This window comes from Stenotrophomonas oahuensis (assembly GCF_031834595.1).
Classification (GTDB): Bacteria; Pseudomonadota; Gammaproteobacteria; order Xanthomonadales; family Xanthomonadaceae; genus Stenotrophomonas; species Stenotrophomonas oahuensis.
In genome coordinates this window covers 3,272,374-3,285,276 of record NZ_CP115541.1, presented here as the reverse complement: position 1 = coordinate 3,285,276, position 12,903 = coordinate 3,272,374, and the positions used below count along the sequence as shown (strand labels likewise).

The following is a 12,903-nucleotide window of genomic DNA, read 5'->3' as shown; positions in this document are numbered from 1 at the left end:
GGCGTGATCACCCACGTCAGCTTTTCAAGGTTCGCAGCGGCCAATCCAACGGCCGCTGCCGTCCCAGCGACGAACCATGTCACAAAGACGTCTAGAGAGCGGAACCCCTTATCCGCTCCGGCTGCAAGAATGTTTGCGACAAACGCATCCGCAACTCCATCGTTCTCGTCACTTTGCATATGCACGCTCCAAGAAGTATCGGGCATCCACTTAGAAACACCGCCCAGCGCCAAAGAAAATCAGAGGAACTCGGACATAGCTTTCAACAAAATTATCTTCGCTTAAATTGGCTTCTCGAAAAATTCTCAAGATTATCCACCGCAAGCACGCTGACACTAAGGTCACTCCAACATTGCGGAACGAATAGATAGCAGCGGGTCGCCGATGCGCCGTCGAGCTACAAGCTTTCGCGCTTCTGAGATCAGCAGTTAACCGAAGATCTCTCCCTTGCTGACTAGCGCAACAGGAGGTCAAAAACGTCCGGATAGCCAGCATTCATAGAACCGCGATTTCCCGGATTTCCTGGGCTACCCGGATTACCAGGATTACCCGGGTTGCCAATGTTCCCCAAATTCCCCAAGTGCATGTTCACAACCATTTCCTGATACAGCTCGCCCACATACTGCCCAGTGATCTTGTGAACGTGCGTGCCATCTAGTTGACCAATGGCGCGACCTCGCATGTCATGAATATACTTACCGCTAATGAAACCAATAGCGGCTCCGCGCGAGCTGTAGATATACTGGATCATAACTTTTCTCCAAAATATCTTTCGCCATCGCCAGCCTGAGGAGCCTACAGTCGAATCCCGGCGACGATTTGGAATTCACACGAGAAAACTCGAAGCTAAACGGTCATTTTATCCGTCACGAGAAGTACTCCTTGACCCACAGAGAAGGGATTTCACACTTTATTATGTTCGAATTTGTGAAATACGCCGGAGTGGAAAAGTGCAGTAAGCCACATCCGCCCCGCCCCCGATATCTCTGATCGGAGGCGGGAGGATTACTAGGCCGCTGGCAAGTTCGGAACGCCAGGCGCTTCCAGTAACATCTTGTCTAGGTGAGGAAGTGCGGAAGGGTCACGCTCGCGGAAATACTGATGTGCCTTGTTAGGCAGCCAGACCTCGTTGAAATGCAGCCGGAACGCGTGCAGGTAGCCGACCGGATACATCTTTGCATTGCAAACGCGACCATCCGCGTAGCGATGCTCGTAGGTCGGCATCTGAGACGTATCCACACCCTGGTCCCGCAGCCACTTCGCGAACATCTTGCCTTCTGAGATATCGGGAACCATCCGCTCAGGGAGGGTATACCCCCTGGCCTCGAGGGGAGCGATCAACGAAATCGCCAGTTCACTCAAAATCGAGAAATGCGTGTATGGCACCTTGTCCTTGTTGGCAAGATAGCGCTGGATGTGATGGGGCAAGCCAGGGCCGGGCGCACCGCTGGGCTGGCGGCCAGACAGCCATTCGCGAACCCACTTGGCCACCGCCACCGCGAACTTTGGTGAAAGCCACTGAGCTAGGTGCATGGCGACATCGGGGTGGACCCACGTTCCCTGCGGACCAGAGCCCTTAACTATCTGAATTAGCTCGGAAACGGGATATCCCGTTTCCGCTGCCAGCTCCTCAAGGAACTGACAGGTGGCTTCCAGGCGTCGGTAATCAAAGAATCGCTTCCCTACCGCTTGGCACATCGCCGTGGCGTTGATGTACCCATCGAGCTTCCGCTGCTCAATGAGGGCGTCGTCCACCTTACGGTGGATGAGATGCAGCGAAAGCTGCTGGTTTATAGCCATTGCGTGTTTTCCTCTTGGAAAGCACGGGACGACGCACAAACGAATGTGACCAACGTCACGAACCTGACAGGCGTCGCATTGACACAGCTGTCAACAGTTGACACTATTTCGCCGTTACCTCGATCTAGCCGAACGAGTTGTACGCCGTACCCGTGTACTGCCTACTGCATGTAACCCCGAGCCCTGCCTAGCGCCAACTAGGTGGGGCTCTTACGTTTGGGGGTCTCGGGACCGTCCCTCGACGCCAATCAAGATAGTGGGGGTGTTGGGGATCGTCAACGCTAAATGTAGGAAATTTCAGCAATCCCTTGTGGCGCAAGGCGTAGCCCACGAGGGCACCCGACGAACGGTTGCAACCTGTCGAAAACTATCGCGCTGTCAATGGGTTATGGCGACTTCCGATTGAAAAAGCGCGTGTAAAAGCGCAGGGTCCATGTTCGCCGAGTTGCAAATCGCAGGTGGAGCCATGCCCCCCCCCTAAGTCAAGGTCGGGCAAGGTCACAAGCTTTCCGCGCCTGCACGGCACATTTCCTACCCGCTCCACAGAACTTTGAGGCTCTACAGCTCTCTACGGCGCGAACGTCAGCTTTGGCCGCCCGCCTTGGCATGCTGGGCACTTGCGCAAGTGGATATCGCTGCCGTTGGCACCGTACACCTCGCCGCAGGGCTCACATTGCAGCACGTAGACGACCTGCCCATGATCGGTGCCTCGCAAGCTAGTAGCGCGGATGTTCGTCTGCTCGTTGCGATTGCGAAATCCGACCCTCGTCGTTCCCTTGTCCTTGGCGGCCATGTCCAATCCTGTCGGAGGCGTCGCCAGCAGTTTAGCCGCCTGCGGCCCCCACCGATGATGGCGCCAGGCGGCCACCATGTGCGGCAGATTCGTTCCAACCCCGGCGGGTTGGAATCCGTCCGGCGTCGGCTGCCGGCCCCCTCCGGGGGAAATCCACCGACTGGCCCGCGAAGAGAGCCGCATGCGACACACCCACACCCTCACCAGAGTAATCCCGTGGCAACGATGCCAAGCCAGAATGCCGCCACAACCTGACCATTCTGGCGCGGAATCCGCGCCAAAACGGCGTTTTTCGAGCCATACGCGTCAACGATAGATGGAGCCTATCGAAATCGCGCGGAACGCAAGAAAACAGCCACTTCACATCCGTTTGCGCGTCCGGCAGTGTGGGCCTCGGAGATTAGAAAACTCCGAATCAGCAATGCTTGGATGTCCCAAGTCGGGAGGGCGGCGAATACAACACCCCGATCAGGGGAAATAAGCCTGCTCCGTTTGCTGATTGCGGTTTTCTAACCTCCCGACGCCTTTCCCATAGGGGGAAAGGCCTTTCCCGGGAGTCTGAGATGTACACGTTCTGGGCCTTCATCCATCGCTTCGAGCTGCCCACTCGAGGCCTTCGCTTACGTCTTCCGCGCGCCTGCCGCCCTTCGGCGTTGCCACTTCGCGCGCATATCCAAGACTTATAACGCCGGGCGCTGACCCGGCGATCTGATCGGCATGCTGCCGCGCCATCGCTGCGCGCTGCATTGCCACTTCGTTGAACTCATTCGTTACCCAGTTTCGGGAGGTTCCCATGTGCGAGCAGTGTTCCTGTGCAGGTTGTGTTGACCATGCGAATTCAGAGCGCCCTCAGGGCGGCCATGCAAGCGGAGCGGTGCAGCCTGCGCCGCTGTTTCAGCCCTCAGCGAGCATCCATCCAGGGCGCGTGCTGATGGACGACTATCTGCGCCCGGCCGGCATTTCCATTCGTCGGCTGGCGGATTCCATCCGGGTCAAGCGTGGGCGGTTGGAATCGGTGATTGGTGGCCGCAGCAGCATCAGTGCGGAACTGTCGCTGCGGCTGGGGCGTTACTTCGGCGACCCGCCGGCGTACTGGCAGGATCTGCAGGCGAAGCACGACATGGAGATGGCGTATTGCGCCTGGGGCGAGGACATCGACTTGATCCGCCCGCGCGTGCGCTGGTAGGACGGTCAGGATGGGTCGCCACGTTTACGGTACGGCCCGGGTAGTCAGTTCGTGCACAGCCCGGCCGGCACGGCGGGCTGTTGCGCAGAGTGCAGGAGGTTCGGGTATGAGCCTGGTGATGGTGCTGGAGATTGAGTCCGGGGTGACGCTGGATGATGTTGCGTTCACGCTTCGCTCGCTGGGTCTGCCGAGCGATGTTGATCAGAACATCTGGGCTGGGCTGCTGCCGGGGTGCAGGTGTGCGTTTGGGTTCAAGCAACACGCTGTTCCGCTTGCTTTAGGGGCAAGGGGCATGCAGGTGGAGTGGAGTGTGGGGTTGACGGTGACGTTTCACTTCCGGGCGGCGCATATGTTGCGGAGCCTGCATGAGATCTATCGGCTGATTGAGGTGTTTGCGAAGCAGCACCGGTATCGGTTTGTGTTGTCGTTCCAGTACGAGCGTGTTTACGCGGTGCGGGATGAGGCCGGGCTGGATCTGGTGTGGAAGATTTCGTAGAGCCGGGCTTGCCCGGCTGCTGTTCGCGCCAGATCAACGGCGGTTTCGATTTGGGGTCATGCGTTACCGGGCGTTGGGTGTTTCAGGGCCGTCGTCTGTCGACCGACGCTACCGGGTGCGCGCGAGGCCGCAGATCATCGGCTGAAAGCAGCCGGGCAAGCCCGGCTCTACAGCCCCTCCACCGTGATGCCACCCGAAAAAGAGTTGAGATCACGGGTTCCGCCGACATGTATTTTCCAGCAGGCAATAAAAAACCCCCTGACGGATCAGGGGGTTTTATATGGAGGCCTGGGTCGGAATCGAACCGGCGTACGCGGATTTGCAATCCGATGCATGACCACTCTGCCACCAGGCCGGTGACTCTATAAAACAACACCCCGTGACCGGGGTGCTGTCAGATTCTGGAGCGGGAAACGAGACTCGAACTCGCGACCTCAACCTTGGCAAGGTTGCGCTCTACCAACTGAGCTATTCCCGCAAAATCAGGCGCGTATGTTACCGAAACCACCGTAAACACACCAGCCTTTTTACACTTTATTTCACATCCAACGCCCTTGCCGGGGTGCCGATGCCCGCGTGCCACCGCGGAGAAAAACAAGGCCCCACAGGGGCCTTGTCGAAATCTGGAGCGGGAAACGAGACTCGAACTCGCGACCTCAACCTTGGCAAGGTTGCGCTCTACCAACTGAGCTATTCCCGCAGACTTGCTGCCCAACGACGTGTCGTCGAAGGAGCGCTATTGTGTCGGGATTCCTTCACGTCGTCAACATCTTTGATGACAGTATTCAGCGGTCCATGCGCAGCCCGCGCCGGTGAAAGTAGATCTGCTCGGCCGCACGTCGCACCATGCCCGCCCCCAGCATCAGGTCCAGCGGCCAGTCCTGCTGCAGGTGGTCCATGGCCCAGCGCAGCGCGCGCTTGCGCCGGAACGTAGGCACCGCGCGGGCCGCCACCGCCTCCGGGGTCGGCCCGCGGCCCCGCAGGTGCAGGCCCACGGCGTCGCCCACCGTCCAGCCGTGCCGCCAGCCGGCGTGAATGCCACCCGCCGACAGCGGCGAGACCACCCCGGCCGCGTCGCCGGTCAGGATCACGCCCGGGGCGGCCAGCGGCCCCTGCAACGGGCCACACGGAATCAGCCCGGCCCGGGTGGCGTCCGACCCCTGCCCCTCCGGCAGCCCGATCACGCTGCGCACGTGGCGCACGAAGCCTTCGATGTCCGGCCGGCGGACCTGGGCCGGATCATGGCGCAGGGCCAGCCCAACCTGAACGCCGGTCGGGTTCTGCGCCGCCCAGCCGATGTAGCCCGGCGCGAACCGGCGGCTGGCGAAGCAGTGCAGCGCCCCACCCTGCGGCAGCCACGCGCCGGCGAACTCCTGCTCCACCCCGAACAGGAAGTCCTGCACCTGGCCCAGCCCGGTGCGCTGGGCCACACGTGAGCCGGCCCCGTCCGCGCCGACCAGATAGCGGGTGCGCCCCGCCCCGGCTACGTGCCAGCCCTCGCCGTGGCGGTGGGCCTCGGTGAACGGCTGCTGCAGGCGCAGGTCGACGCCGTGCCGGCGCAGCTCATCGCCCAGCCAGCGCATCAGGTTCGGCGTGTCGGTGGTCATGAAGTAGTACCCGGGTGCCGCCAGCAGCACATTGCGCAGGTTCGGGGCATACATGCGTACCTGCTCGACACGCTGCAGCAGCGCATCCGGCGCGTGCTGCAGCCAGGTCTGCTCCAGCGCTTCCTTGACCAGTATTCCGGTGGTATGCAGACGTGCACCGGGGTCGGCCTTGCGCTCCAGCACGCACACCCGCAGGCCATATTGTGCGGCGGCCAGCGCACATGCCGCACCGGCGAAGCTGGCACCGGCGACCACCAGGTCCCAGTCGTAGGCAGAAGAAGAAGTCATGAGCGTGTTGCCACTGCAGAAGGGATCTGCAGCGTGGCCGACACACGCGGGCCGCCGATGTGGCGACGGTGAAGCGAACATGAAGTGATCCTTGCCCCCCGTCGCGCACGAAATATCGCCATTATGGACAAATAGAACTGATATCGCCTAGTATGGAGAACATGCCTAGTAAGCCGCCCGTGATATTTCCCCAGGAACAGCGCCTGCTCTCAGCGTTGGGAGAGCGGCTACGCCTTGCCCGCCTGCGACGCAAGCTGAGCAATGCCGTCGTCGCACAACGCGCCGGCATTTCGCGGACCACGCTGTACAAGGTGGAAGCCGGTGATCCGGGGGCCACGCTCGGTTCCTACGTCCGGGTACTGGCCGTACTCGGACTGGAAAACGATCTCCAAACCCTGGCGGCCGACGACAAGGTGGGTCGCAAGCTGCAGGACCTGGCCTTGGCACCAACGCGCCGCCCCCGCGCCGCGAGCAAGCGGGTTGCAGCGCCAGCGCCCTCATCGCCTGACGATACGAAGGGCACGCAATGAATCTGCCGAACAATGCGTTGGAAGTGTGGCTCGACAGCGATCTCGGCCCCGCCTGCCGGGTTGGCACCTTGGCACATGACCGTGGCCAGATCCGCTTCCACTACGACCGCGAATGGCTCGGTGATCCTCGGGCATTTGCGCTCGATCCGGACCTGTCGCTCGACGAACATCCTTCTTTCCCGAAGCCGGAATTGGGCAACTTCGGCGTATTCCTGGACTCCTCGCCCGATCGCTGGGGCCAGACCCTGATGAAGCGTCGCGAGGCACTACAGGCCAAGGACGAGAAGCGGGTACCGCGCACGCTGTATGCCTGGAACTTCCTGATCGGCGTGCAGGACTTCACCCGCCAAGGTGCCCTGCGCTTTCGCCTGACCGGTACAGAGACCTTCCTCGGCAACGAAAAAATGGCCGCGCCGCCGGTGACGACCTTGCGGGAGCTCGAAGCGGTGGCTTACCAACTCAGCAGCCGCCGGACCGATGATCTGGACGCCCTGCGGAAATGGCTGGCCGTTCTGGTAGCACCCGGCGCCTCCCTGGGCGGTGCGCGGCCCAAGGCCAACTTCACGGAAACCGATGGTTCCCTCTGGATTGGCAAGTTCCCCGCCAAGGATGACGACCGGGACATAGGGGCTTGGGAATACGTCGTGCATACGCTTGCCCGGACGGCCGGTATCGATGTTCCTCCAGCCAAACTGCTCCGGCTGAACAACGATTTCCACACCTTCTGCGTTCAACGCTTCGACCGCGTTGAAGGTCAGCGACGCTTCTATGCCTCAGCCATGACGCTGCTGCGCAAGGAGCAGAGCGAAGGCACGAGCTACCTCGAACTGGCCCAGTTCCTGCGCGCCCAAGGCGATGCCGCTCATGCGGAAGCAGACCTGACCCAGCTGTTCCGCCGTGTTGCCTTCAACGTCGCCGTCGGCAACCGGGATGACCATCTGCGTAACCACGGTTTCGTGCTCGGAAAGACCGGATGGCGGCTGGCACCCGCCTTTGACGTCAACCCGAACATCGATAAGGGCGAACACGTCTTGAACATTGACGATGTGGACAACCGGCCAAGCTTGGATACGGTTCTAAGCACCGCCGTGTTCTATGGCCTCGCCGACAGCAAAGCCCAGACAATCCTGGAAGAGGTTCTGGCTGCGGTCGATGGCTGGCGGGAGACGGCACGAAGAACACATATCAGCGGTGCCGATATTGAACTGACGGCGAGCGCCTTTTCAGCTCATGCGGAGTTCCGCGCATAGCAGGGGTTCACCCATCACACGAAAAAAGCGACCCGAAGGTCGCTTTTTTCTGTATCTGGAGCGGGAAACGAGACTCGAACTCGCGACCTCAACCTTGGCAAGGTTGCGCTCTACCAACTGAGCTATTCCCGCTTGGGAGGCGAAATTCTACAGCCAAATGTGGGGCTGTCAACAGCCCTTACGCCTTCTTTTTTGCTTTTGCGTTCGCACGCGCGGCACGTTCGTCCTCACGCAGGCTCGGCCACGCCGCATGCAGATACTGCAGGCCGGACCACAGCGTGAGCACGGCCGCGATGGCCAGCGTCCAGTCACCCACATGGAACACCGGTTCGCCCATCCAGATGTCACTCACCGGGGTATTCGGGGCCACCGAATACAGCAGGCACAGCAACGCGACCATCTGTGCGGTGGTCTTGATCTTGCCGATCAGCGCCACGCGCACTTTCGCGCGCTGGCCGAGTTCGGCCATCCATTCGCGCAACGCCGACACGGCGATTTCGCGGCCGACGATCACCGCCGCCCAGAATGCCATCCACGGGGTGGGATGGCCCTGCACGATCAGGAACAGCGCCACGGCCACCATCAGTTTGTCGGCAACCGGGTCCAGGAACGCACCGAAGGCCGATGCCAGGTTGTAGCGGCGGGCGATCCAGCCATCCAGCCAGTCGGTCAGCGCGGCCAGGCCGAAGATCGCCGCGGACGCGAAATTGGTCCACGTATAGGGAAGATAGAACACCAGCACCAGCACCGGGATCATCACGATCCGCAGCAGCGTCAGCCAGGTGGGGAGGGTCAACGTCATCAGTTCTCTCTACTCGCCCAGTGCGGGGGGCGTGGGCAGTCCATGAAGGTTAGCGTAGATGCGGGCGGCCAGGGCGTCATTGATGCCCTCCACCTTGGCGATTTCCGCTTCCCCTGCGGCCTTGAGCCCGACCAGCCCGCCAAAATGCTTGAGCAGACTGGCGCGCCGGCGTGGTCCGATGCCGGGAATATCCTCGAGTTTGCTGGTCATGCGCGCCTTCTGGCGGCGACCGCGATGGCCGGTGATGGCGAAGCGGTGGGCCTCGTCACGCACCTGCTGGATGAACTGCAGCGCCGGCGATGCGGCCCCCGGGCGTAACTCGCGGCCGTCCGGCAGCACCAGCGCCTCGTGCCCGGCGCGACGCTCAGCGCCCTTGGCCACGCCGACCAGCATCACCCCTTCCACGCCCAGATCGGCCAGCGCCGCCTCGGCCTGGGCCAGCTGCCCTGCCCCGCCGTCGATCAGCAGCAGGTCCGGCAGCACGCCCTGCTCTTCCACCGCGCGACGGAAGCGGCGGTCGATGGCCTGGCGCATGGCGGCGTAGTCATCGCCCGGCTCGATGCCGCTGATGTTGAAGCGGCGGTACTGGCTGCGCACCGGGCCGCTGGCATCGAACACCACGCACGACGCGACGGTGGCTTCGCCCATGGTGTGGCTGATATCGAAGCACTCCACCCGCTTGACCGGCTCGGCCAGGTCCAGCATCTGCCGCAGGTCCTCGCTGCGCGCATGCTGCGCGCTGCGGCTGGTGAGCTCGCTGACCAGGGTGATCTGTGCGTTGCGGCTGGCCAGCTCCACGTAGCCGGCGCGCTCGCCGCGCACGTTCCACTTCAGCTGCACCTTGTACTCGGCCGACGCAGCCAGCGCGGTTTCGATCAGGCTGGCATCGGGAATCTCGCGGTCAAGCAGAATCTCGCGCGGCGGCGCGTGTTCACCGTAGTACTGCGAGACAAACGCGCCCAGCACCTCTTCGGCGCTTTCCTCGCCGTTGGTGCGCGGGAAGAACGGCCGCGTGCCCAGGTTGCGGCCGTCACGGAACGACAGCAGCATCACGCAGGCGCTGGCTCCCTGGGTGGCGCAGGCCAGCACATCGAGGTCGGCGGCGCGGCCGTCCACGTACTGGCGGGTGTGCATGCTGCGCAGCGAGGTGATCAGGTCGCGCAGGCGCGCGGCCTGCTCGAATTCCAGCGCTTCGCTGGCGGCCTGCATCTGGGTGCCGAGCTCGCGCGTCAGCTGGTCACTTTTTCCTTCCAGGAACAGCGCGGCGCGGCGTACCGATTCGGCATAGTCGTCGGCTGCGACCAGATCCACGCACGGCGCGCTGCAGCGGCCGATCTGGTACTGAAGGCACGGCCGCGAGCGGTTGCGGAACACGCTGTCCTCGCAGCTGCGCAGCTTGAACAGCTTGTGCATCAGGTTCAGCGTTTCGCGCACCGCGGTGACGCCCGGGTACGGGCCGAAGTAACGCCCCGGCACCGCGCGCGGGCCACGATGCAGCGCAATGCGCGGCCATTCCTCGCGGGTCAACAGCACCTGCGGATAGGTCTTGTCGTCACGCAGGGAGACGTTGTAGCGCGGCGACAGCGACTTGATCAGCTGGTTTTCCAGCAGCAGTGCTTCCGCCTCCGAACGGGTGACGGTGACATCCATGCGCGCGACCTGCGACAGCATGGACATGATCCGTGCGGTCTTGGGCACGCCGTTGAAATAGCTGCCGACGCGATTGCGCAGCGCACGTGCCTTGCCGACGTACAGCAGGGTGTCGTCGGCGGCGTACATGCGGTACACGCCGGGCGCGGTGCTCAGGTGCGCCGCGAAGGCCTTGCCATCAAAGGCCGGGGCGGAAGGCTGGGTCATTCGCTGATCGGAACGTCACTCAACACGCCGCTGACCGGGTCGAAACGCAGCACGGCATGGGCGTCGGTCTCGGCGATCCACACCGCACCACCGCCCAGCGCCAGACCGGCCGGCCCGTGCAGGCGGCGCGGCAGCTCCAGCGTGTTCAGATCACCGCCGCCGAGGCGCAGGGTACGCAGACGGCCGTTGCCGGCATCGGCGATCCACAGCAGCGGGGCGTCCGGGCTGAGCGCGATCGCCTGCGGATACTGCAGCTGTGCAGTGGTGCGCGGACCGTCCTGGTCGCCGAACGACCACGGCCCGTGCCCGACCAGGGTCTGCACCAGGTCACCGCGCAGCTGCATCGAGCGGATCGACGAACCCAGCGCATCGCACACGTACAGCACCTGCTGCACGGCGGCCACCGCGGCCGGCTGCGCGAACGCGGCCAGATGGCCGCTGCCGTCGCGCTCGTCGATCGCACCGGAGCCGGCGCGCCACTTCAGCGTGCGCTGGCCCAGGTGGTAGCTCCAGATGCGGTTGTCGCCGGCCATGGCGATGTGCACCTGGTTGTCGGCGACCACCAAGCCCTGCGGATGATTGAGCGAGGCCTGGCGCGGGTCGTTGACCGCGCCTTCGGCGGGTTCGCCGGGACGGCCGTTGCCGCACAGGGTGTCGACCTGCCCGGTCAGCAGATGGATGCGGCGCAACGCGTGGTTCCCGGTGTCGGCCACGTACAGCCATTCGCGCTCGAGCGCGAGGCCCTGCGGACGGTTGAAGGCGGCCTCACCGGGGCCGCCGTCCATCATGTCGGCGGTGCCGAGACCGAACTGGCGCAGCACGCGCCCGCCGTGACTGCATTCGAGGATGCGGTGATGGCCGCTGTCGGCGATGTACAGGCGCTCGGTGGTGGCGACCAGCCCCATCGGGAAGCGCAGCGGCCCGCGCGGCTCGGGGTGCAGCTCGCGCGGCGTGGATTCGCCGTCCAGCGGGCGGCTGCCCTGGCACAAGGCGTTGAGCGTGCGCTCCATGTCGTCACCGAGGCCGACCAGGCGGTCCACCTCACGTCCCTGCGCATCCAGCAGGACGAGGGTCGGCCAGGCGGTCACGTTGAAGCGACGCCAGCCGTCCCAGTCCGCATCCAGCAGCGCGGGCGCGCTCAGGCCTTGCCGGCGCAGCAGCTTCAGCGCCTGCTCCGGTTCGCGTTCGTGGTCGAAGCGCGGTACCTGCAGCACCAGCAGTTGCAGGCGTCCTGGGTTGCGCGAGCGCCACTGTTCCAGCTCGGCCAGGCGCTGCGCGCACCACACCGAGGCGGCGTTGACGAAGGCCAGCGCGACGGGGCGGCCGCGCATTTCGGTCAGGGTGGACGGCGCGGCGTTGAGCCACGTGGCGAATTCCGGCAGGTCCTGCACAGGCTGTACGTTCATGCGCTGATTATGCCGGACTCGGCGTCATGCAACCGTCGTGCCAACGTCAAATTGTGGACGGTCGGTCCAGCCGGCGGGGCCACCGGTCACCGCCGGGTTCAGTGCTGCGCTGCCAGCCAGGCTTCGGCGCGTTCCAGGTCTTCCGGCGTGTCGATGCCGGGTGGGAACGCGGCCGGCGACAGCGCCACGCTCAGGCGGTAGCCGGCCTCGAGCACGCGCAGCTGCTCCAGCGATTCCAGCTGCTCCAGCGTACCGGGCGGCATCGCGGCGAACTGGCGCAGGAAGCCGGCACGATAGGCGTAGATGCCGATATGCCGCAGCCAATGCGGGCCGGACAAGGTGTCCCGCGAGCGTGCGAAGGCATCGCGGTGCCACGGAATCGGGGCGCGGCTGAAGTACAGCGCGTCCAGGTTCTGCTGGCGCACCACCTTGACCACGTTCGGGTCGAACAGGGTCTGCGCGTCTTCCACCGGCGTGGCCAGGGTGGCCATGTGCGCGCCGCTGTAGACCAGTGCCTCGGCGACGGCACGGATGCCCTCGGCCGGGGCAAACGGTTCGTCACCCTGCAGGTTGACCACCAGGGTGTCGTCGCTCCAGCCGGCCTGCTGCGCACATTCGGCCAGGCGGTCGGTGCCGGAGGCGTGGTCGCTGGCGGTCATCGCCACGCGCACGCCGTCCAGCCCGGCCAGGGCCTCGGCAATGCGGTTGTCGTCGGTCGCCACCCACACCTCGCGCGCGCCGGCCTGCAGCGCGCGTTCGGCCACGCGAAGCACCAGCGGCGTGCCGCCGATCAGGCGCAACGGCTTGCCCGGCAGTCGCGAGGCGGCGTAACGGGCCGGAATGGCAACGACGAAGTCGACGGGCTGGCTCATGGAAACCTTCTTTTCA

Annotated in this window: 12 protein-coding genes and 4 tRNA genes; 4 read left to right on the top strand and 12 right to left on the bottom strand. The window is 63.8% G+C overall.

Annotated features, from left to right (window positions below):
* Nucleotides 1–454: 454 nt before the first annotated feature.
* The 3 genes from PDM29_RS14600 to PDM29_RS14590 form a co-directional block, all read right to left on the bottom strand.
* Entirely contained in the window at nt 455–751 is a 297-nt protein-coding gene (locus PDM29_RS14600) for a 4-fold beta flower protein (RefSeq protein ID WP_311190812.1), read from the bottom strand.
* Nucleotides 752–1,008: 257 nt separating this feature from the next.
* Entirely contained in the window at nt 1,009–1,800 is a 792-nt protein-coding gene (locus tag PDM29_RS14595; protein ID WP_311190811.1) for a KilA-N domain-containing protein, read from the bottom strand.
* 568 nt (nt 1,801–2,368) lie between these two features.
* Nucleotides 2,369–2,593, bottom strand: a complete 225-nt coding sequence (locus PDM29_RS14590) for a hypothetical protein (RefSeq protein WP_311190810.1) — start codon at nt 2,591–2,593, stop codon at nt 2,369–2,371.
* 793 nt (nt 2,594–3,386) lie between these two features.
* Here PDM29_RS14590 and PDM29_RS14585 point away from each other — a divergent pair.
* Nucleotides 3,387–3,779 carry a HigA family addiction module antitoxin gene (locus tag PDM29_RS14585; protein ID WP_311190809.1) on the top strand — a complete coding sequence of 131 codons (393 nt, stop codon included), beginning with the start codon at nt 3,387–3,389 and terminating at the stop codon, nt 3,777–3,779.
* Nucleotides 3,780–3,885: 106 nt separating this feature from the next.
* Nucleotides 3,886–4,275 carry a hypothetical protein gene (locus PDM29_RS14580; protein WP_311190808.1) on the top strand — a complete coding sequence of 130 codons (390 nt, stop codon included), beginning with the start codon at nt 3,886–3,888 and terminating at the stop codon, nt 4,273–4,275.
* A gap of 281 nt (nt 4,276–4,556) precedes the next feature.
* On the opposite strand, the gene PDM29_RS14575 is transcribed toward PDM29_RS14580, so the two are convergent.
* The 4 genes from PDM29_RS14575 to PDM29_RS14560 form a co-directional block, all read right to left on the bottom strand.
* A tRNA-Cys gene (locus PDM29_RS14575) sits at nt 4,557–4,630 on the bottom strand.
* Nucleotides 4,631–4,677: 47 nt separating this feature from the next.
* A tRNA-Gly gene (locus tag PDM29_RS14570) sits at nt 4,678–4,753 on the bottom strand.
* Nucleotides 4,754–4,899: 146 nt separating this feature from the next.
* Nucleotides 4,900–4,975: transfer RNA gene (locus tag PDM29_RS14565), tRNA-Gly, on the bottom strand.
* Nucleotides 4,976–5,060: 85 nt separating this feature from the next.
* Nucleotides 5,061–6,170 (bottom strand): NAD(P)/FAD-dependent oxidoreductase, encoded by a 1,110-nt coding sequence (locus PDM29_RS14560; protein WP_311190807.1) that lies wholly within the window; start codon nt 6,168–6,170, stop codon nt 5,061–5,063.
* 179 nt (nt 6,171–6,349) lie between these two features.
* On the opposite strand from PDM29_RS14560, the gene PDM29_RS14555 reads away from it, so the two are divergent.
* A complete protein-coding gene (locus tag PDM29_RS14555; protein ID WP_311190806.1) occupies nt 6,350–6,700 on the top strand; it encodes a helix-turn-helix domain-containing protein in 351 nt (116 codons plus the stop codon).
* Nucleotides 6,697–7,950 (top strand): type II toxin-antitoxin system HipA family toxin, encoded by a 1,254-nt coding sequence (locus PDM29_RS14550; protein WP_311190805.1) that lies wholly within the window; start codon nt 6,697–6,699, stop codon nt 7,948–7,950. Before PDM29_RS14555 ends, PDM29_RS14550 begins: the two co-directional genes overlap by 4 nt.
* A gap of 56 nt (nt 7,951–8,006) precedes the next feature.
* Here PDM29_RS14550 and PDM29_RS14545 read toward each other — a convergent pair.
* From PDM29_RS14545 to kdsB, 5 genes are all read right to left on the bottom strand, one after another.
* Nucleotides 8,007–8,082, bottom strand: a tRNA-Gly gene (locus tag PDM29_RS14545).
* 46 nt (nt 8,083–8,128) lie between these two features.
* On the bottom strand, nt 8,129–8,752 hold the full coding sequence (gene pgsA, locus PDM29_RS14540) for a CDP-diacylglycerol--glycerol-3-phosphate 3-phosphatidyltransferase (protein WP_311190804.1): 624 nt from the start codon (nt 8,750–8,752) through the stop codon (nt 8,129–8,131).
* 9 nt (nt 8,753–8,761) lie between these two features.
* A complete protein-coding gene (gene uvrC / locus PDM29_RS14535; RefSeq protein ID WP_311190803.1) occupies nt 8,762–10,609 on the bottom strand; it encodes an excinuclease ABC subunit UvrC in 1,848 nt (615 codons plus the stop codon).
* On the bottom strand, nt 10,606–12,015 hold the full coding sequence (locus PDM29_RS14530; RefSeq protein WP_311190802.1) for a hypothetical protein: 1,410 nt from the start codon (nt 12,013–12,015) through the stop codon (nt 10,606–10,608). Before PDM29_RS14530 ends, uvrC begins: the two co-directional genes overlap by 4 nt.
* A gap of 98 nt (nt 12,016–12,113) precedes the next feature.
* Complete coding sequence (gene kdsB / locus PDM29_RS14525) at nt 12,114–12,887, bottom strand: 3-deoxy-manno-octulosonate cytidylyltransferase (RefSeq protein ID WP_311190801.1); 774 nt, start codon at nt 12,885–12,887, stop codon at nt 12,114–12,116.
* Between the last annotated feature and the right edge of the window lie 16 nt (nt 12,888–12,903).

What these genes read in the sequence shown, in the direction of transcription:
- PDM29_RS14600 (WP_311190812.1), bottom strand. Translation starts at nt 751, where the DNA reads ATGATCCAGTATATCTACAGCTCGCGCGGAGCCGCTATTGGTTTCATT.
- PDM29_RS14595 (WP_311190811.1), bottom strand. Translation starts at nt 1,800, where the DNA reads ATGGCTATAAACCAGCAGCTTTCGCTGCATCTCATCCACCGTAAGGTG.
- PDM29_RS14590 (WP_311190810.1), bottom strand. Translation starts at nt 2,593, where the DNA reads ATGGCCGCCAAGGACAAGGGAACGACGAGGGTCGGATTTCGCAATCGC.
- PDM29_RS14585 (WP_311190809.1), top strand. Translation starts at nt 3,387, where the DNA reads ATGTGCGAGCAGTGTTCCTGTGCAGGTTGTGTTGACCATGCGAATTCA.
- PDM29_RS14580 (WP_311190808.1), top strand. Translation starts at nt 3,886, where the DNA reads ATGAGCCTGGTGATGGTGCTGGAGATTGAGTCCGGGGTGACGCTGGAT.
- PDM29_RS14560 (WP_311190807.1), bottom strand. Translation starts at nt 6,170, where the DNA reads ATGACTTCTTCTTCTGCCTACGACTGGGACCTGGTGGTCGCCGGTGCC.
- PDM29_RS14550 (WP_311190805.1), top strand. Translation starts at nt 6,697, where the DNA reads ATGAATCTGCCGAACAATGCGTTGGAAGTGTGGCTCGACAGCGATCTC.
- pgsA (WP_311190804.1), bottom strand. Translation starts at nt 8,752, where the DNA reads ATGACGTTGACCCTCCCCACCTGGCTGACGCTGCTGCGGATCGTGATG.
- uvrC (WP_311190803.1), bottom strand. Translation starts at nt 10,609, where the DNA reads ATGACCCAGCCTTCCGCCCCGGCCTTTGATGGCAAGGCCTTCGCGGCG.
- PDM29_RS14530 (WP_311190802.1), bottom strand. Translation starts at nt 12,015, where the DNA reads ATGAACGTACAGCCTGTGCAGGACCTGCCGGAATTCGCCACGTGGCTC.
- kdsB (WP_311190801.1), bottom strand. Translation starts at nt 12,887, where the DNA reads ATGAGCCAGCCCGTCGACTTCGTCGTTGCCATTCCGGCCCGTTACGCC.